Annotated in this window: 18 protein-coding genes; 13 read left to right on the plus strand and 5 right to left on the minus strand. The window is 67.6% G+C overall.

Annotated features, from left to right (window positions below; genetic code table 11):
* Positions 1-34: 34 nt before the first annotated feature.
* A complete protein-coding gene (locus tag AC5P9C_RS01935) occupies positions 35-520 on the minus strand; it encodes a DUF456 domain-containing protein (protein ID WP_049466682.1) in 486 nt (161 codons plus the stop codon).
* Between the two features lie 235 nt (positions 521-755).
* Here AC5P9C_RS01935 and AC5P9C_RS01940 point away from each other — a divergent pair, with 235 nt between their 5' ends.
* Positions 756-965: a cold-shock protein gene (locus AC5P9C_RS01940; RefSeq protein ID WP_014647720.1), complete on the plus strand. Its 210-nt coding sequence runs from the start codon at positions 756-758 to the stop codon at positions 963-965.
* A 72-nt stretch (positions 966-1,037) separates the two neighbouring features.
* On the opposite strand, the gene AC5P9C_RS01945 is transcribed toward AC5P9C_RS01940, so the two are convergent.
* Positions 1,038-1,532 carry a glycine zipper 2TM domain-containing protein gene (locus AC5P9C_RS01945; protein WP_005417545.1) on the minus strand — a complete coding sequence of 165 codons (495 nt, stop codon included), beginning with the start codon at positions 1,530-1,532 and terminating at the stop codon, positions 1,038-1,040.
* Between the two features lie 136 nt (positions 1,533-1,668).
* Entirely contained in the window at positions 1,669-2,103 is a 435-nt protein-coding gene (locus AC5P9C_RS01950; RefSeq protein WP_343542793.1) for a hypothetical protein, read from the minus strand.
* 78 nt (positions 2,104-2,181) lie between these two features.
* Here AC5P9C_RS01950 and AC5P9C_RS01955 point away from each other — a divergent pair, with 78 nt between their 5' ends.
* Positions 2,182-3,009 (plus strand): tRNA threonylcarbamoyladenosine dehydratase, encoded by an 828-nt coding sequence (locus AC5P9C_RS01955; protein ID WP_343542795.1) that lies wholly within the window; start codon positions 2,182-2,184, stop codon positions 3,007-3,009.
* 77 nt (positions 3,010-3,086) lie between these two features.
* Here the strand turns inward: AC5P9C_RS01955 and AC5P9C_RS01960 are convergent, their stop codons facing one another.
* Both AC5P9C_RS01960 and AC5P9C_RS01965 read right to left on the minus strand, forming a co-directional pair.
* Positions 3,087-3,860, minus strand: coding sequence for a TatD family hydrolase (locus tag AC5P9C_RS01960; protein ID WP_343542798.1), 774 nt, complete (start codon positions 3,858-3,860; stop codon positions 3,087-3,089).
* Positions 3,857-4,072 carry a DUF6116 family protein gene (locus tag AC5P9C_RS01965; RefSeq protein ID WP_049466674.1) on the minus strand — a complete coding sequence of 72 codons (216 nt, stop codon included), beginning with the start codon at positions 4,070-4,072 and terminating at the stop codon, positions 3,857-3,859. Before AC5P9C_RS01965 ends, AC5P9C_RS01960 begins: the two co-directional genes overlap by 4 nt.
* Before the next feature lie 163 nt (positions 4,073-4,235).
* Here AC5P9C_RS01965 and AC5P9C_RS01970 point away from each other — a divergent pair, with 163 nt between their 5' ends.
* The 11 genes from AC5P9C_RS01970 to AC5P9C_RS02020 all read left to right on the plus strand — a co-directional run bounded on the left by AC5P9C_RS01970 (position 4,236) and on the right by AC5P9C_RS02020 (position 17,874).
* Positions 4,236-5,081 carry a glycine zipper 2TM domain-containing protein gene (locus AC5P9C_RS01970; RefSeq protein WP_049466688.1) on the plus strand — a complete coding sequence of 282 codons (846 nt, stop codon included), beginning with the start codon at positions 4,236-4,238 and terminating at the stop codon, positions 5,079-5,081.
* Positions 5,082-5,205: 124 nt separating this feature from the next.
* Positions 5,206-5,748, plus strand: coding sequence for a GNAT family N-acetyltransferase (locus AC5P9C_RS01975; protein WP_053460845.1), 543 nt, complete (start codon positions 5,206-5,208; stop codon positions 5,746-5,748).
* A gap of 214 nt (positions 5,749-5,962) precedes the next feature.
* Positions 5,963-6,619, plus strand: coding sequence for a glutathione S-transferase family protein (locus AC5P9C_RS01980; RefSeq protein ID WP_053462551.1), 657 nt, complete (start codon positions 5,963-5,965; stop codon positions 6,617-6,619).
* A gap of 61 nt (positions 6,620-6,680) precedes the next feature.
* The gene (locus tag AC5P9C_RS01985) at positions 6,681-8,960 is read left to right on the plus strand and encodes a thiamine pyrophosphate-dependent enzyme (RefSeq protein WP_343542799.1); all 2,280 of its coding nucleotides are present in this window, start codon (positions 6,681-6,683) and stop codon (positions 8,958-8,960) included.
* A gap of 3 nt (positions 8,961-8,963) precedes the next feature.
* The gene (asnB, locus tag AC5P9C_RS01990) at positions 8,964-10,907 is read left to right on the plus strand and encodes an asparagine synthase (glutamine-hydrolyzing) (RefSeq protein WP_495205064.1); all 1,944 of its coding nucleotides are present in this window, start codon (positions 8,964-8,966) and stop codon (positions 10,905-10,907) included.
* A gap of 66 nt (positions 10,908-10,973) precedes the next feature.
* Positions 10,974-11,534 carry an NADPH-dependent FMN reductase gene (locus AC5P9C_RS01995; protein WP_049467617.1) on the plus strand — a complete coding sequence of 187 codons (561 nt, stop codon included), beginning with the start codon at positions 10,974-10,976 and terminating at the stop codon, positions 11,532-11,534.
* A 268-nt stretch (positions 11,535-11,802) separates the two neighbouring features.
* Positions 11,803-13,233, plus strand: a complete 1,431-nt coding sequence (locus AC5P9C_RS02000) for a replicative DNA helicase (RefSeq protein WP_014647708.1) — start codon at positions 11,803-11,805, stop codon at positions 13,231-13,233.
* A gap of 173 nt (positions 13,234-13,406) precedes the next feature.
* Positions 13,407-15,650, plus strand: coding sequence for a TonB-dependent receptor (locus AC5P9C_RS02005; RefSeq protein WP_414615297.1), 2,244 nt, complete (start codon positions 13,407-13,409; stop codon positions 15,648-15,650).
* Positions 15,650-17,239 carry an alkaline phosphatase D family protein gene (locus AC5P9C_RS02010; protein WP_495205065.1) on the plus strand — a complete coding sequence of 530 codons (1,590 nt, stop codon included), beginning with the start codon at positions 15,650-15,652 and terminating at the stop codon, positions 17,237-17,239. The genes AC5P9C_RS02005 and AC5P9C_RS02010 overlap by 1 nt, the downstream gene beginning before the upstream one ends.
* A gap of 168 nt (positions 17,240-17,407) precedes the next feature.
* Entirely contained in the window at positions 17,408-17,620 is a 213-nt protein-coding gene (locus AC5P9C_RS02015) for a hypothetical protein (RefSeq protein ID WP_014647705.1), read from the plus strand.
* Positions 17,617-17,874, plus strand: a complete 258-nt coding sequence (locus tag AC5P9C_RS02020; protein WP_082591249.1) for a hypothetical protein — start codon at positions 17,617-17,619, stop codon at positions 17,872-17,874. Before AC5P9C_RS02015 ends, AC5P9C_RS02020 begins: the two co-directional genes overlap by 4 nt.
* The last annotated feature ends 84 nt before the right edge of the window (positions 17,875-17,958 follow it).

Consider the following 17,958-nt stretch of genomic DNA (forward strand, 5'->3'; position numbering starts at 1 on the left):
TCACCGCGTGCGTGTGGCGTGAAGGCGGTCCGCCTCAGAAGAACCAGGCGAATGCGAACAGCCCCAGCATCGCGATCACCACCGCCAGTTTCAGCGCCAGCCCCAGCAGGATGCCGAGCCAGGTGGCCAGGCCGACCTTGGTCGAGCGGCCGAGTTCGCGGGTGTGCCAGTACTCGCCGAGCAGGGCGCCGATCAGCGGTCCGGCGAACAGGCCGATCGGCATGAAGAACAGGCCGACGATGCTGCCGGCAAAGGTTCCCCAGAGCGCCTTGCGGCTGGCGCCGACGCGCTGTGCGCCGACCACCGTGGCCAGCACATCGGCCAGCAGCGAAAACACGGTCAGCACGCCCAACGCGACTAGGGTAGGCCAGCCGACATGGGCAAAGCCGTCGGCCCACGCGGCCAGCAGCAGACCGATGAAGACCAGCGGGATGCCCGGGAGCGCCGGCAGGACGATGCCGGCGATGCCGATCAGGACAAAAATGACCGCTAGCAGATACAAGATGAATGAGAGTCCCATGCTGTCCCGTATGGTGGTCGTTTTGGGGTTGACAGTGAAAGATTTTGCCAGTTGATTTTTCGTTTTGGGCGGGTTAAGTTGCAGTCGCTGAGCTTGGCAAGGTCACCGTGGATCGTGGCCTGATGAAGCAAGATCTTCCCGATCCGCTGCATCGATGCACCTCGCTTCCCCCTTGCTTGTCAGCCGCCCACCAGGCGTTTCCAACAACAAGAGAGAGTCAAAGGGAGTTAGTGAGATGGCTGAGCGCGAGACCGGTACCGTAAAGTGGTTCAATGATGCGAAGGGCTTCGGCTTCATCAGCCGGCAGAATGGCGAGGACGTGTTCGTGCACTTCCGCGCCATCGAGACCCAGGGCTTCAAGAGCCTCAAGGAAGGCCAGACTGTGAGCTTTGAAGTCGTGCAGGGCCAGAAGGGCCTGCAGGCTGACAAGGTGCAGCCGGTGTAATACCCGCCGCCCGTCGGCACGAAAAAGGCCCGCGCAAGCGGGCCTTTTTCGTTGCCAGTCGCCCGCAGCAGGTCAGCGCAGGATGACCTTGCCGTTGACCACGCGCACGTAGGTGTTCTCGCGGATGCCACCCAGATCGCGCTGGTTGACCACGATGGTGCGGCCATCATCCATGCGCACGCTGATGTCGTAGGTATCGCTGGTGACGTTCTTCTGGATCTGGTTGCCGGCCAGGGCGCCACCGACCGCGCCTGCGGCGGCGGCGATGTTCTTGTTGCCACGGCTGCCACCGGTGTGGTCGGAGATTTCATGGCCGGCCACGGCGCCGACGATGCCGCCGAGGATCGCGCCGGTCGCGCTGGGCGCGGTGCGGCCCGAGGGCACGGTGTTGATGCGGGTGACGATGCCACAGTCAGCGCAACGGCCCTGGTTGTAACCGCCATTGTTGCCGTAGCCGCCGTTGTTGTAGCCGTTGTTGTAACCACCGCCGCTGTAACCGGGCGAGGTGGCACAGCCAGCCAGCGCGAGGGTGGCGATGGCGCTGGCGGCGATGAGCTGGATCTTCATGGGGCGTCTCCTGGCCGTGAAGGCGGGTGGGTTGGGTGGTACTGCGTCGTGCAGCAGGGTGGACGAATCCTCTCCTTTCGAACGTGAACAACGCGCCAACCGTGCGCGTGCTGCCCGGCTGCAGGATGAATGCGGCTCAGCGGAAATCCTGATGGCAGGCGCGGCAGTCCGCCTGCAGGGTTTCGACCACCTGGGCCAGCGCCTTGCAGTCGCGTGGCGGCGAGGCCAGGGCCGTGTTGAGGTTGCCGCGCAGCTGGCTGGCGTGCTGCTGGAACTGCGCACTGTCCTTCAGCCCCGGAAAGGCCAGGTCCAGGTCGTTGGACAGCAGGCGCAGCGCCTGCAGCCGCGGCACGCTGTCGGCCAGGGTGCAGCGGTTCTGCTGCTGGGCCTGCTGCAGCAACTGCGCCTGCCGCTGCATGACCTGCATCAGGCTGCCCGGGAACGGATCGCGGCGGGCCTGCAGGGCCCGGCTCACCATCACCGTGGCTATCAGGCCGATCAGCAGGCCCAGGCAGAGCACGAACAGGTAGCGGTGGGTGGCGGACAGGCGGCGGGGCGGGCTGGCGTTCATGCGGGCTCTCCGGACATGCAACGGTGGGTTCGATGCCGGCACACGCAGGCGCCGGCGCCTGCACGTTAAAATAGCTTGATGAACGAACAGGTAAAACAACGCTTTGCCGGCATCGAACGGCTGTATGGCGTCGGCGCACTCGAGCGCCTGCAGCGCAGCCGCGTGGCGGTGGTGGGCATGGGGGGCGTCGGCTCGTGGGTGGTGGAGGCGCTGGCCCGTTCGGCGGTCGGCCACCTGACCCTGATCGATGCCGATGACATCTGCGTCTCCAACACCAACCGGCAGCTGCCGGCGATGGAAGGCAACTACGGTCGCAACAAGGCCGAGGCGATGGCCGAGCGCTGCCGTGCGATCAACCCGGACATCGGGGTCGACGCGGTGCAGGCGTTCCTGACCGTGTCCAACATGGCCGAGCTGCTGGACCGTGGTTTCGATCTGGTGATCGACGCCTGCGACAGCTTCCGGGTCAAGGTCGAGACGATTGCCTGGTGCCGCCGCCGCAAGCTGCCGCTGCTGACCGTCGGCGCTGCTGGCGGGCGCACCGACCCGACCCTGGTGCGCATCCGCGATGTGTCGCGCACCGAGCACGATGCCATGCTGGCGCTGATCCGCAAGAAGCTGCGCAGCGAGTTCAATTTCCCGAAGAACGCCAAGCGTTATTTCGGCGTGCCGGCGGTGTATTCGCTGGAGAACGTGAAGTATCCGCAGGCCGATGGCAGTGTCTGCGGCATCCGGCCGAACCTGGGCGCCGATGCGGCGTTGAAGCTGGATTGCGGTGCTGGCCTGGGCGCGGCGACCCACATCACCGGTGCGTTCGCCTTCGCCGCAGTCGGCAAGGCGCTGGAGATGCTGCTGGAGCCGAAGAAGGTGAAGGCTGAAGTGGTCGAGGATGACGCCGAGGCGTGATGGTAGTGCCGGCCGCTGGCCGGCAACTCCGGAATGATCGAATCAGCGCTGGTGCCGGCCGGGGGCCGGCAGTACCGTTAGAGCGCCGGCAGCGCGAACAGCCGCCGTGCGTTTTCCGTGGTGATCCGGGCCACTGCCTCCAGCTCCATCCCGCGCAGTGCAGCCACGTGACGGGCGATGGTTGCCAAGCGCGCCGGTTCATTGCGCTGGCCACGGATGCCCGCGTCGGGCTGGTCGGGTGCGTCGGTTTCCAGCAGCAGCTGTTCCAGTGGCATGTCGCGCACCAGCCGCTGCAGGCGCTGGGCACGCTCATAGGTCAGCGGACCGCCAAGACCCAGCAGGAAGCCTTGTTTGTGCAGTTGCGCGGCCTGTTCGGGGCTGCCGGAAAAACTGTGCACCACGCCGCGCAGGCCGCCGATGCGGCGGATCGCGGCGATCACCGCATCCACCGCGCGTCGCGCGTGGACGATCACCGGCAGGTCGAATTCACGGGCCAGTTCCAGCTGGCCGATGAAATACGTCTGCTGGGCCTCGGCATCCAGTCCTTCGACGAAGAAGTCGAGGCCGCATTCGCCGATCGCGCAGGGGCGTTCGCGCGCGATCCACTCGCGCAGCAGCGGCAGGTGCCCAGGCTGGTGCTCGGCCAGGAACATCGGGTGCAGGCCATAGGCCGGGTGCAGTCCCGGTGCCTGCCGGCAGACCTCGCGCAGCTTCGGCCAGCTGGCAGCGGTCACCGCGGGCACGACCTGCAGGCGCACGCCTGCGGCCTGCGCGCGTGCGATCACGGCGGCGCGGTCACCGTCGAACTCGCCGGCATCGAGATGGCAGTGGCTGTCGACCAGCAGGTTCAACGCTGCTCCAGCGGGGGCGGCGTGGCCGTGTTGCGGTTCTTCCAGTTGGCCAGCAGCAGCGTGCCGAAGCCGAGCACCAGCTCATCGACGAACGGGATCGGGTCCGGGATGAACAAGGTCAGCACGAACAGGCCGGCGGTGAGCTTGAACAGGGTGGGGTAGCGCAGCCGGCGCGCCCATTGCAGTACCGGCAGCAGCATCGGGTTGGCCATGGCGGGAATCCTCGTGGGGAATATGCAAACGCTACCACGGGCCCAGCATTTCCCGATGCTGAATGGGTTACAGGAATGAGCAGGAAATGTGGAGATTCCGTTCAGGCAGCGCGTGCTGCAATCTGCCTCGAGAACGTTGCGGATGGTCCGCAAGGAGCAGGTCATGAAAAGCACAACTACAACTGTCCTGGTCGCAGCGGGCGCGCTGCTGGTCGGTGGCATCGCCACCGCCGCCTTCATGAAGAGTGGCGACCGCTCGCCCGATTCCATCAGCGCCGCAACCCCCAATGGCGAGTCGCGCCTGGTCGATGGCAACGCCACCGACGATGGCGCGCGTGGTGACACGCTTGCCCCGTCCGCGCCGCGCGGGCTGGAGTACGCCGACGTGCTGAAGGTCGACCCGATCACCGAGAAGCAGAAGGCCTATGCCACCGTGATCGGCACCGATCCGGTGCGCGAGACCTCCACCACCCAGACCCCGCACGAGGTCTGCCAGGACGTGACGGTGCAGGAACGCCTGCCGGAACGTGATGGCAACGTCGGCGGCACCGTGGTCGGCGCGGTGGTCGGTGGCCTGCTCGGCAACCAGGTCGGTGGCGGCAACGGCAAGAAGGCCGCGACCGCAGCCGGTGCGGTGGCCGGTGGCTTCATCGGCAACCAGATCGACAAGCGCCACGTGGGCGGTCGCGTGGTCAATCGCACCGAGCGCCAGTGCCACACCGAGACCGCAACCTCCGAGTCGAGCCGCGTCACCGGTTACAACGTGACCTATCGCAACGAGGACGGCACCACCGGCACCATGCGCATGGCCAGCAAGCCGGGCAGCCGCATCGCCATGGGCACCAATGATGTGGTGAAGGGCTACAACGTGACCTATCGCTACGACGGCGCCGAGAAGACCGTGCGCATGGACAACAAGCCGGCCAGCGATCGCCTGCCGGTGGTCGATGGTCAGCTGGTCACGCAGACCGCCGCAGCCGGTGCCACCGCCGCAGCGACGCGCCAGTAATCCCAGGCAACCGCAGTACCCGACGGGCCGGCACATGCCGGCCCGTTCTGTTGCAGCCGGTGGTGTTCATCCGCACGGCGGGGCAATCCACCATCATGGACGTTCCCTTCGACATGGAGTCGGCATGAGCATCTTCGACCTGCGCATCGAAACCGAGCGGCTGATCCTGCGCCCGCTGCTGCGCGAAGACTACGAGCCGTATCTGGCGTTCTGCGCCGACGAGGCCACGATGCGTACCCTGGGCGGCGTGCAGCCCCCCTCGGTGGCCTGGCGCGGTTTCTGCAGCCTGGCCGGTGCCTGGCAGCTGTTCGGCTTCTCGATGTTCAGCGTGATCGAGAAAGCCAGTGGCGAATGGATCGGGCGGATGGGACCGTGGCAGCCGCAGGACTGGCCAGGTACCGAAGTCGGCTGGGGCATCCGCCATGCCAGCTGGGGCAGGGGCTACGCGCCGGAGGCGGCGGTCGCGGCGATCGACTGGGCGTTCGACACGCTCGGGTGGGATGAGGTGATCCACACCATCGCCGAGAACAACGACAACTCGCGGGCCGTGGCGCGAAAGCTGGGCAGCACCCTGCTGCGCATGGGGGAGCTGCCCGCGCCCTACAACGACAAGCCGATGCAGATCTGGGGGCAGTCGCGCGAGCAGTGGCGGCAACGCGCGCGCTGAGCGTGGCCTGGTAGTGCCGGCCGCTGGCCGGCAATCGCATGGATCCAGCCGCATCGAGGTTGCCGGCCAGCGGCCGGCACTACCAGCTGCATCGAGGATGCCGGCCAGCGGCCGGCACGACCGCGTTGCCATGCTGCACCCGCGCTTGGCATTCATCGGCGTGCTTGCCAGACTGCACGCAGCCGGCCGCCGGCCGGATACGAGGGAGCAGGCAATGGTGGAAGAGCGGGTCCCGTTGACGGTGCACGGCATGTCGGTGTCAGGCAATTGCCACAAGGTCCGCCTGCTGCTGGAGCAGCTCGGCAGTCGCTACCGCTGGGTGGAGGTGGACAGCGCCCATGGCCAGACCCATACCCCCGAGTTCCTCGCGCTGAACCCCAATGCCAAGGTGCCGCTGATCGTCCGCGACGATGGCCGTGTGTTGACCGAGTCCAATGCGATCCTGTTCTGGCTGGCCGAAGGCACGCCCTACCTGCCCAGCGATGGATGGGAGCGCGCACAGGCGCTGAGCTGGATGTTCTTCGAGCAGTACACGCACGAGCCGTGCGTCGCAGTAGCGCGTTTCATCCGAGGCTGGACCCCGGCGGATTCACCGCGCCGCGCCGAACTGCCACGGTTGCACGAACGTGCCGCCAGCGCGCTGGCGGTGATGGAACAGCACCTGCGCCAGGCACGCTGGTTCACCGGCAGCGGCTACGGCATTGCCGATATCGCGCTGTTCGCCTACACCGATGTGGCAGGCGAGGGCGGCATCAGCCTGGAGCCTTTCCCCGAGGTGCGCGCCTGGCTGCAGCGGGTGCGTGGGCAACCCCGCTTCCTGCCGATGCCGGCGGTGACCGCCGAGGTACGCGCGCGATTCGAGGCCGCGTGATGCCCGCAGCGTAGCGCCGGGCACGCCCGGCGGAATGCAACAACGACACGGAGGGTGTTCGATGTTTGCTGTGGTCCCGGATCCGATTCCCGCGCGCATGCGCGTGCTCAACCGCGCCGAGGTGTGCGACGCCAATTTCCTCGAGGCGGTGCGTGGTTGGCGGGGTACCGCGCGCGCGCGCCCTGCGCCGGACGCGCCGATCCTGCCGGGCAGCACGCTCAGCGCCGCGGCGTTCGGCGAACTGTTCGATTCGCAGCTGGCCAGCCGCCAGCTGGACCTGATGGCCCGCGTCCTGCGCGCGCAGAACAAGGTCTTCTACACCATCGGTTCGTCCGGCCATGAAGGCAACGCGCTGCTGGCGCGGGCCTGCCGGCATACCGACCCGGCGTTCCTGCACTATCGCTCCGGTGCCTTCATGGCCGAGCGTTCGCGCCAGGTGCCGGGCATCGACCCGTTGCGCGATGCCGCGCTTTCGTTCGCCGCCAGCGCCGACGATCCGGCCAGCGGGGGCCGGCACAAGGTGTGGGGCAGCAAGCCGCTGTGGGTGCTGCCGCAGACCTCGACCATCGCTTCGCACCTGCCCAAGGCGCTGGGCACCGCACTGGCCATCGAGAGTGGCAAGCGACTGGGCCAGGCGCTTCCCATTCCGGCCGACAGCATCGTGCTGTGCTCGTTCGGGGATGCCTCGGCCAACCATGCCAGCGCGCAGACCGCGTTCAACACCGCGATGTGGGCGGCCTACCAGGCGCTGCCGGCGCCGGTCCTGTTCGTCTGCGAGGACAACGGCCTGGGCATTTCGGTGAAGACGCCGGAGGGCTGGATCGCCGAGCGTTTCGGCCGGCAGCCGGGGCTGGACTACTTCTTCGCCGATGGCCTTGACCTGGCCGTGGGGCATGCCCAGGTGCAGGCCGCGGTGGACCATTGCCGGCGCACCCGGCGACCGACCTTCCTGCATCTGCGCACCACGCGCCTGATGGGCCACGCCGGCACCGACTTCGAAGTGGAATGGCGCCCGTTGCCGGAGCTGTGCGCGGCCGAGGCGCAGGATCCGCTGCTGCGCTCGGCGCAGATCGCGCTGGAATCGGGCTGGATGGATGCGGCAGCCGTCGAGACCGCCTACGAGACGATGCGTGCGCGCTGCATGGCCGCCGCCGCCGAGGCCGAAGGACGGCCGAAGCTGCAGTCGCTGCAGGCGGTGATGGCGCCGCTTGCGCCGTACACGCCGGCTGCGGTGCAGGCCGAAGCGCGGCGCGAGGTGCCCGCTGCGACGCGCGAAGCGCTGTATGGCGGTGCGCAGGCCCTGCCCGAACGGCAGCCGCCACGCCACCTCGCGGTCCAGATCAACCACGGCCTGCAGGAGCTGCTGGCGAAGTATCCGCAGAGCCTGCTGTTCGGTGAGGACGTCGCGCAGAAGGGCGGTGTCTACACCGTCACCAAGGATCTGCTGCGCCGCTTCGGCCCACGCCGGGTGTTCAACACCCTGCTGGACGAGACCATGATCCTGGGCATGGCGCAGGGCCTGGCCAACCTGGGCATGCTGCCGATTCCGGAGATCCAGTACCTGGCCTATCTGCACAACGCCATCGACCAGGTGCGTGGCGAAGCGTGTTCGCTGCAGTTCTTCTCCAACGACCAGTTCCGCAACCCGATGCTGGTGCGGGTGGCCGGACTGGGCTACCAGAAGGGCTTCGGTGGCCACTTCCACAATGACAACTCGGTCACCGCGCTGCGCGACATTCCCGGCCTGGTGGTGGGCTGCCCCTCGCGCGGCGACGACGCGGTGATGATGCTGCGCACGCTGGCCGCACTGGCGCGGGTGGATGGGCGCGTGGCGGTATTCCTGGAGCCGATCGCGTTGTACATGAGCAAGGACCTGCACGAAGCGGGGGATGGCCAGTGGTTGTTCGACTACCCGGCACAGGGCCAGGCGCTGGTGCCGGGCGAGGGCCGGGTCTACGCACCGGAGGCCGGAGACCTGGTGATCTACACCTATGGCAATGGCGTGCCGATGGCGTTGCGCGCGCTGCGGGCCATCGAGCAGCAGCTGGGCTGGCAGGTGCGGGTGGTCGACCTGCGCTGGCTGGTACCGCTGGATGCCGGCTTCATCGCCGCCCAGGCCGCCAGCGCGCGGCGGGTGCTGGTGCTGGACGAAGGCCGCCACAGCGGCGGAGTGGGTGAGGGCGTGGTCACGGCGCTGGTCGAGGCCGGCTTGGGTCACCTGCCGCTGCGCCGGGTCTGTGGCGCCGACACCTACACGCCGCTGGCGGGGGCAGCAATGTTCGGGCTTCCAAGCGACAATGCGGTGATTGGCGCCGCCCTCGACCTGGCGCAGGAACCCTGATGCATGTGTGGATTGGCGGGAATGTTGTTGCCGGCGCCGCTGGCGTCGGCCGAAGCACTGCAGGCGCAGGCCCTGGCCATGGGCCAGGCGCTGCACCACCGCGGGCCGGATGATGGCGGCAGCTGGGTCGATGCCGAGGCCGGCATCGCGCTGGCGCATCGCCGGCTGAGCATCCTCGACCTGTCCCCGCTGGGCCACCAGCCGATGGCCTCGGCCGACGGCCGCTACGTGATGGCGTACAACGGCGAGGTCTACAACTTCGCCGCCCTGCGTGAACAGCTGGAGCCGCTGGGGCACACCTTCCGCGGCCACTCCGATACCGAAGTGCTGCTGGCGGCGATCCTGCAGTGGGGCGTGGAAGACACGCTGCAGCGCTGCAACGGCATGTTCGCCATCGCGCTGTGGGACCGCCAGCAGCATTGCCTGTGGCTGGCGCGCGACCGCGTCGGCAAGAAGCCCCTGTATTACGGCTGGGCCGGCGACACGCTGGTGTTCGGCTCGGAACTGAAGGCGTTGTGGCAGCACCCGGCGTTCGACAACGACATCGATCGCGATGCATTGACCCTGCTGCTGCGGCTGGACTACATCCCGGCGCCGCACAGCATCCACCAGCGCTGCTACAAGCTGATGCCGGGCCGCGTGCTGCGCCTGGACGCGGCCGCCGTCGCTGCAGGGGCCGCCGCACATCGCCCGGAGCAGGCCCAGCGCCCGTACTGGGACGCGCGTGCGCACATGCAGGCCGCGCTGGCCGCACCGTTCCAGGGCCGCATCGAGGAGGCCGAGGAACAGCTGGACGCATTGCTGCGCGACGCGGTGGCGCTGCGCATGGTGGCCGACGTGCCGGTCGGCGTGTTCCTGTCCGGCGGCACCGACTCATCGCTGGTGGCGGCGCTGATGCAGGCGCAGAGCGGGCAGCCGGTGCACAGCTTCAGCATCGGCTTCACCGGTTCGGGGCACGACGAAGCGCCGCTTGCCCGCGAACTGGCCACCCACCTGGGCTGCGATCACACCGAGCTGTACGTCAGCGGCGCCGACGCGCTGGCGGTGGTGCCGCAGTTGCCATCGATGTTCGATGAACCTTTCGCCGACGCTTCGCAGGTGCCGACCGCGCTGGTCGCCCGGCTGGCGCGGCAGGGGGTGACCGTGGCGCTGTCCGGCGACGGTGGCGATGAGCTGTTCTTCGGCTACACCCGCTATGTACGCGCGCTGCGCAACTGGCAGATGCTCGGCCGCGTGCCGGGGCCGCTGCGGCGCTGGATGGGGGCACGCGCGCAGCAGCAGGGCGAGGCCTCGCGGACCGGCGGCCTGGCCGCGCTGCTGGCCGAGACCGGTGCGCGTGGCATCGGCGACGTCTACCGCAACCGTATTTCGCGCTGGCGCGACCCGGCGGCGGCGGTACCCGGTGCGCAGGCGGCCGGCAGCTTCTACGACCTGGCCGATCCGCTGCACGGCGCGGGTACGCCGGCCGATGCAATGATGCTGGCCGATTTCGTGACCTACCTGCCGGACGACCTGTTGTGCAAGGTCGACCGTACCTCGATGGCGGTCAGCCTGGAGGCGCGCGCGCCCCTGCTGGACTGGCGCGTGGCCGAGTTCGCCTGGTCGCTGCCACTGGGCTTCAAGCGCAGCGAGACCACCAGCAAGGTGCTGCTCAAGCGCGTGCTGGGGCGCTATGTGCCGCATTCGATGGTGCATCGCCCCAAGCGTGGCTTTGGCGCACCGGTCAGCGACTGGCTGAAGGGCGACCTGCGCCCGTGGGCCGAGGACCTGCTGCAGCCGTCGCGGCTGGAGCGCGAAGGCGTGTTGTCCGCGGCGGCGGTGCAGCCATTGTGGCAGCAGTTCCTGGCGGGGCAGCGCAAGTGGCATACCCATCTGTGGAACGTGCTGATGTTCCAGGCCTGGCAGGCGCATTGGCGCGACGTGCGCGCAGGAATTGCGGGGCGCTGATCTTCACCGGCCCGCACGTGCCCGGGGGCTAGGCTGGGCGTTCCGCACCGTGAGGAGAATGTCCCGATGTCCACCCCCACCATCGCCGTGTTCGTCGGCAGCCTGCGCAAGGACTCCTGCAACCGCAAGCTGGCCCATGCGCTGGAAAAGCTCGCCGGTGACCGCGCGCGCTTCCAGTACGTGCAGATCGGCGACCTGCCGTTGTACGACCAGGATTTCGACGCCGATTATCCGCCGCAGGGCACCCGGCTCAAGGACCAGGTGCGCGCTGCCGACGCGGTGCTGTTCGTGACGCCCGAGTACAACCGGTCGGTGCCCGGCGTGCTCAAGAACGCCATCGATATCGGATCGCGCCCCTATGGCGACAGCGCGTTTGCCGGCAAGCCGGCGGCGGTGATCGGTGCATCCATCGGCCAGATCGGCACCGCCGTGGCCCAGCAGCACCTGCGCAACAGCCTGGCCTTCCTGGACATGCACGTGCTTGGCCAGCCCGAGGCCTTCATCCACTTCAAGGACGGCCTGATCGATGCCGACGGCACGATCCACAACGAAGGCACGCAGAAGTTCCTGCAGGGCTATGTTGACCGCTTCCTGGCGCTGATCGCAGTGCACGCCAAGGGCGATTGACGCCTGCGGACGACCCGGCCGCGCCTGGAGGGCGGATCCTGACGCGCAGCGACGGGCTCCGACCCCGGGACGTTGATCTGCGATAATGTCCCGCTCGGGTGCCGCAAGGGCGCCCGTCGCAGGCAGTGCGACGCCCCCACGCCAGTCTGGCCAGGCGCCGGCGGATATCCCCCGTTTCTCCACGGCTTATCCACAGGCTTGTCCATGGTCGCCGGGGTCGGCGCATGCCTACACTCGTCTGGCCCACTTTTGCAGGAAACACCGCAGCATGTCCGCTCGTCCCGGCTTCCGTTCCAACCGCAGAGAGCGCGGTGATGGCTTCGATCGCGATCGCGACGAGTCGCGCATCGACCAGTTGCGGGTACCGCCACATTCGGTGGAAGCCGAGCAGGCGGTGCTGGGCGGCCTGATGCTGGCGCCCGAGGCCTACGACCGGGTCAATGACCAGCTGACCGAGGGCGATTTCTACCGCCGCGACCACCAGATGATCTATCGCGCGATCCGCGAGCTGTCCGAGCGCGAGCGTCCGTTCGATGCGGTGACGCTGGGCGAGTGGTTCGAGTCGCAGGGCAAGATGGAACTGGTGGGTGATGGTGCCTACCTGATCGAGCTGGCCAGTACCACGCCGTCGGCCGCCAACATCGTGGCCTATGCCGAGATCGTGCGTGACAAGGCGGTGCTGCGGCAGCTGATCCAGGTCGGCACCGATATCGTCAACGATGGCTTCCAGCCCGAAGGCCGCGACAGCAGCGAGCTGCTGGCCTCGGCGGAAAAGAGCGTGTTTGCCATTGCCGAACAGGGCGCGCGTGGCCGTACCGATTTCGTGGCCATGCCCGGTGCGCTGAAGGATGCGTTCGAGGAACTGCGCAACCGCTTCGAGAACGGCGGCAACATCACCGGCCTGCCGACCGGCTACACCGATTTCGATGCGATGACCGCCGGCCTGCAGCCGACCGACCTGATCATCCTCGCGGCCCGCCCGGCCATGGGCAAGACCACTTTCGCACTGAACATCGCGGAGTACGCGGCGATCAAGTCGAAGAAGGGCGTGGCGGTGTTCTCGATGGAAATGTCGGCATCGCAGCTGGCGATGCGCCTGATTTCCTCCAACGGCCGCATCAACGCGCAGCGCCTGCGTACCGGCCAGCTGGAAGACGAGGACTGGAGCCGCGTCACCAGCGCGATCAAGATGCTGAAGGAAACCAAGATCTTCATCGACGATACGCCGGGCGTGTCGCCGGAAGTGCTGCGCTCCAAGTGCCGCCGCCTGAAGCGCGAGCATGATCTCGGCCTGATCGTGATTGACTACCTGCAGCTGATGAGCGTGCCGGGCAACAGCGAAAACCGCGCCACCGAGATTTCGGAAATCTCGCGTTCGTTGAAGGGCCTGGCCAAGGAACTGAACGTACCGGTGATCGCGCTGTCACAGCTCAACCGCTCGCTGGAAACGCGTACCGACAAGCGCCCGGTGATGGCCGACCTTCGCGAGTCGGGCGCAATCGAGCAGGACGCGGACATGATCGTGTTCATCTACCGCGACGACTACTACAACAAGGAAAACTCGCCGGACAAGGGCCTGGCCGAGATCATCATCGGCAAGCATCGTGGTGGCCCGACCGGTTCGTGCAAGCTGAAGTTCTTCGGCGAATACACCCGCTTTGACAACCTGGCCCACGATTCGGTCGGTTCGTTCGAGTAACGGTCGTGCCGGGCGCTGGCCGGCAACCACCCGCCGGCCGGCAGACCATTCGAAACGCCGAGCGCCCGTATGAGGCGTGTAAATGACATGTAACGCGACGCTTCTACGATTCCGCCGCTGCTGCCCTTCGACGCCGCCCTTCGGCGTCCAGCGTGCCCAAGGAATCCGCCTCCATGCCGTCCCACGCTCCGCTTCGCCGCAATCTGCTGGCCCTGCTGGTCTGTGCCTGGCTGCCGTCGCTGGCTGCCGCTGAAACTGCTCCTGCTGCCGACGCAGCGTCGGCCACCACCCTCGATTCAATCTCGGTGATCGGCCGCGGCGAAGCCCGCCAGGTGCAGCGTGTGACCGCCGAGGACATGAAGATCCTGCCGCCCGGTGCCAACCCGCTGAAGCTGCTGGCCAGCAAGCCCGGTGTGCACTTCGAGTCGGCCGATGCCACCGGCGCCTACGAATGGTCCACCACCATCAGCCTGCGTGGCTTCAACCAGAACCGCCTGGGCTACACGCTCGATGGCATCCCGCTGGGCAACATGGCCTATGGCAACAGCAACGGCCTGCACATCAGCCGTGCCGTGATCAGCGAGAACCTGGGCGGGGCCGAAGTGTCCACCGGCATCGGTGCGCTTGGCACGCCGTCCACCAGCAACCTCGGTGGCGTGTTCCAGTTCTATTCGATCGATCCGTCCACCGAGTACGGCGTGGTGCTGGCGCAGGGCTTCGGCAGCGACAACGCGCGGCGCAGCTATGCGCGCCTGGAGACCGGCGAGCACCAGGGCTTTGCCGCCTACCTGTCCGGCGTGTATTCGGAAGGTGACAAGTGGAAGGGCAAGGGCTCGCAGGAGCTGAAGCAGTTCAACGGCAAGGCCACCTACAACTTCGGAACGGACAGCAGGATCACCGCGTTGTTCAACGCCTCGCGCCGCGTCGAGGCCGATTACCAGGACCTGTCGCTGGAGATGATCGATCGCCTCGGCTGGGACTGGGACAACTACGCGCCGGACTGGGATCGCGCGGTGGCTGCCGCGCGCGGCAAATTCAGCGGCGGCGTCAACAGCCCGTGGGATGCGTACTACTCCGGCCACGGCCTGCGCAACGATGACCTGTCCAGCATTGCCGGCGATTTCGGCCTGAACGAGGCGATGCGGCTGAAGGTCAACGTCTACAACCACAGCAACCGTGGCCAGGGCCACTGGTTCAGCCCGTCCAACCCGTCCAACCCGGGTACCCTCCGCGAGATCCCGATCTCGATCCGCACCACCGAGTACGCGATCGACCGTACCGGCGTGACCTCGGCGTTCACCTGGAACGTCGGTGGCCACGAACTGGAAGCCGGCCTGTGGTACGAGGACAACGGGCACAGCGTTCAGCGCAACTTCTACTACATCGACGGCCCGGTCACCGACGACTTCTTCCTGCGCAACCCGGACCAGCGCGTGTGGCACCAGCGCTACACCACCATTACCCGCCAGTTCTACGTGCAGGACCGCTTCCGCCTGTTCGACGACCGCCTGACCATCGACATCGGCGCGAAATCGCCGCACACCCGTACCCGCGTGCGCACGCCACTGGGCAACTATGCCAACAACAGCAGCCTGACCTCGAAGAAGGGCTTCCTGCCGCAGGCCGGCTTCAACTTCAAGCTCAACGAAGGCAACGAGATCTTCGGTTCGTTCGCAAAGAACGTGGCCGCCTATGCGCTGGGCGTGGGCAGCCCGTTCAACGTGCCACAGGCCGCGTTCGATGCCAGCGCGCAGAACCTGAAGCCGGAACAGTCGCGCACCCTGGAACTGGGCTGGCGCGGCTACGGCCAGGGCTATGAAGCCTCGGTTGCGGTGTACGACGTCAAGTTCGACAACCGCCTGCTGGCGATCGCCCAGTGCGTCGGCATCCTGGGTTGCCCGGCGCTGTTCTCCAACGTCGGTTCGGTGACCAGCCGCGGCGCAGAGGCGACCCTGCAGCTGAAGCCGATGCAGGACCTGGCCTGGTCCAACGCGCTGTCCTGGAATGACAGCACCTACGACAACGACTATGTGAACAACGGCGTGGTGCCGACCCGCGGCAAGAAGACCGTCGACACTCCCGAATGGATGTTCGCCAGCACCCTGGCCTGGACCCCGGGCCCGTGGGACATGCGCCTGTCGGCCAACCACGTCGGCAAGCGCTACGTGACCTATACCAACGACGCGTCGGTGCCAAGCTACTGGCTGATCAACGCGTCGGTCGCCCATGACTTCGGCACGCTGGGCCCGGCGCAGAACCTGACTGTGGCGCTGAACCTGACCAATCTGACCGACAAGCGCTACCTGTCTTCGATCAACACCAACGGCACCTACGCCGCCGACCCGACCCGCAGCCTGGCGACCATGCAGGTCGGCGCGCCGCGGCAGGTGATGGCCACCGCCACCGTGCGCTTCTGATGCGCGGGCCGGTGGATCCGGAAAGCCGTCGTCGCCTGCTGCGCATGGCGTGGCAGGGCACGGGGGCGGCGATCGCGCTGGCGGCGATGCCGGGGCTGGCCACGGCGGGCCCACGGCCGCGGCTGGGGCGTGATCCGTTCACCCTCGGCGTCGCCGCTGGCGATCCGGATCCACAGGGTGCAGTGCTGTGGACGCGGCTGGCGCCGGACCCGCTCAACGGCGGTGGCATGCGGTCGCGGGCGGTGCCGGTGCGCTGGTTCGTGGCCGAAGACGCCCGGATGCGCCGGTTGGTGCAGCGTGGTGTTGCCGCGGCGGTGCCCGAGCTCGCGCATTCGGTGCATGTGGAGGTCAACGGCCTGCGCCCGGGCCGCGACTACTACTACCGCTTCGCCTGCGACGGTGATGAGGAAAGTCCGGTTGGCCACTTCCGTACCGCACCGCTACTGGAAACCCAGCTGCAGCAGCTGCGGCTGGCGTTGTGCACCTGCCAGGCCTGGAACAGCGGCTATTACCCGGTACTGCGGGACATCGCGCAGAGCGATGTCGACCTGGTGCTGCATGCGGGCGATTACCTGTACGAGTACAGCCCGCTGCAGAATGCGCGCGGCGAAACACTGGATGCGGCGCGCTTCAGCGGTGAAACCATCAGCCTGCAGCGCTACCGTGACCAGTACGCGCTGTACAAGCTCGATCCGGATCTTCAGGCGGCCCATGCCGCGCATGCCTTCGCGGTGATCTGGGACGACCACGAAGTGCAGAACGATTACTCTGGTATCCATCCGGAGAAGCCCGGCGTCTCGACGGAGGATTTCATCGTGCGCCGCGCGGCAGCCTACCGTGCGTTCTACGAACACCTGCCGATGCGCAGCACGCCTGCGGGCAACGGCGGCCTGCGCGTGCATCGGCGCCTGCGCTATGGCGACCTGGCACAGCTGACGTTGCTGGACTGCCGCCAGTTCCGCCCGGCCAATCCCTGTGGTGTGGGCGAGTCACCACGCTGCGAGGCGGCGCTCGATCCACGCATGAGCATGCTCGGCATCGGCCAGGAAGCGTGGTTCACGCAGTCGATGGCCGCCGCACAGGGCGCGCGCTGGAACGTGGTGGTGCAGCAGCTGCTGATGGCGCAGCTTCGGCTGGACGGAGGCACGCCGCGCGAGCGCTTCTGGAACGACGCCTGGGATGGCTATCCCGCCGCACGCAGGCGTCTGCTGCAGGCGATGCAGGCGGGCGGGCAGGGCAATGCCATCGTGCTTGGCGGCGACTGGCATTCCACCTTCGTCAACGACCTCAAGCTGGATTTCGATGCCGTCGGTGCGCCGGTCGTCGCCACCGAATTCATCGCCCCGGCGATCAGCAGCGGCGGTGACGATACGCCGTATGGGCCGTACTACGGTCCGTCGATAGTGCAGAACCCGCACATCCGCTACTTCGACGGCGACCGCCGCGGCTGGTGGAAGCTGCAGTTGAACCGGCAGACGCTGGACGCCGAGCTGCGCTTCGCCGACAGCGTGCTGCGCCCGGATGCCGCGGTGCGCACCGCGGCGCGCTTCCAGGTGAGCCACGGCCGCCCGGGGGCAGTCCGGGTGTGACTCGGTTCGGTAGTGCCGGCCGCTGGCCGGCAACCTGATCAATCTCCGGTTTCCCCACCACCGGTTTCATCGCCGCCAGCCCGGTTTCGTCGCAAACCGTTTGCCGGCGGCGCAGGCAGGGCGCCAAGGTGTGCGCAGGCGGCAGGGTGCCGCCCCAAGGAGACCGTGATGAAGACCCTGTTCGCGCTCGGTGTGTGGTGCCTGCTGTTCGTGCTGTGCTGGCCGCTGGCGATCCTCGCCCTGATCGCCTGGCCGTTCGTGTGGCTGCTGAGCCTGCCGTTCCGCCTGGTCGGCATCACCTTCTCGGCGCTGTTCGCCTTCCTGCGCGCGCTGTTCATGCTGCCGGCGCGTCTGCTCGGTGGCCGGGCGGTTCCCGCATGAGGAGGGCGCTGCTGGCCGGTCTGGTCCTGTTGCCAGGCCCGGTGCTGGCCGCGCCCCCGGCACCCCCGGCACCCCCGTCGGCGTGGCTGGAGCGCGAGCAGAGCGCTGCGGCTGACGAAGCCAATGCCGCGGCGGCCCCTGCGCCGAAAGCCGAGGCGCGCTGCCGGGTGGTCAAGCAATGGAAGGCCGGCGATACGGTGGTGCAGCACAGGGTCTGTGAGGATCCACCGAAGAAGCCTGCTGGAAAGGTGTAGCGCCGAGCCCGTGCTCGGCGCTACAGGGAAACGGGCAACAAAAAACCCCGCCGAGGCGGGGTTCTTCATATCCGGGTGATGCCG

It is taken from the genome of Stenotrophomonas sp. YJH_SMC_10, assembly GCF_059371555.1.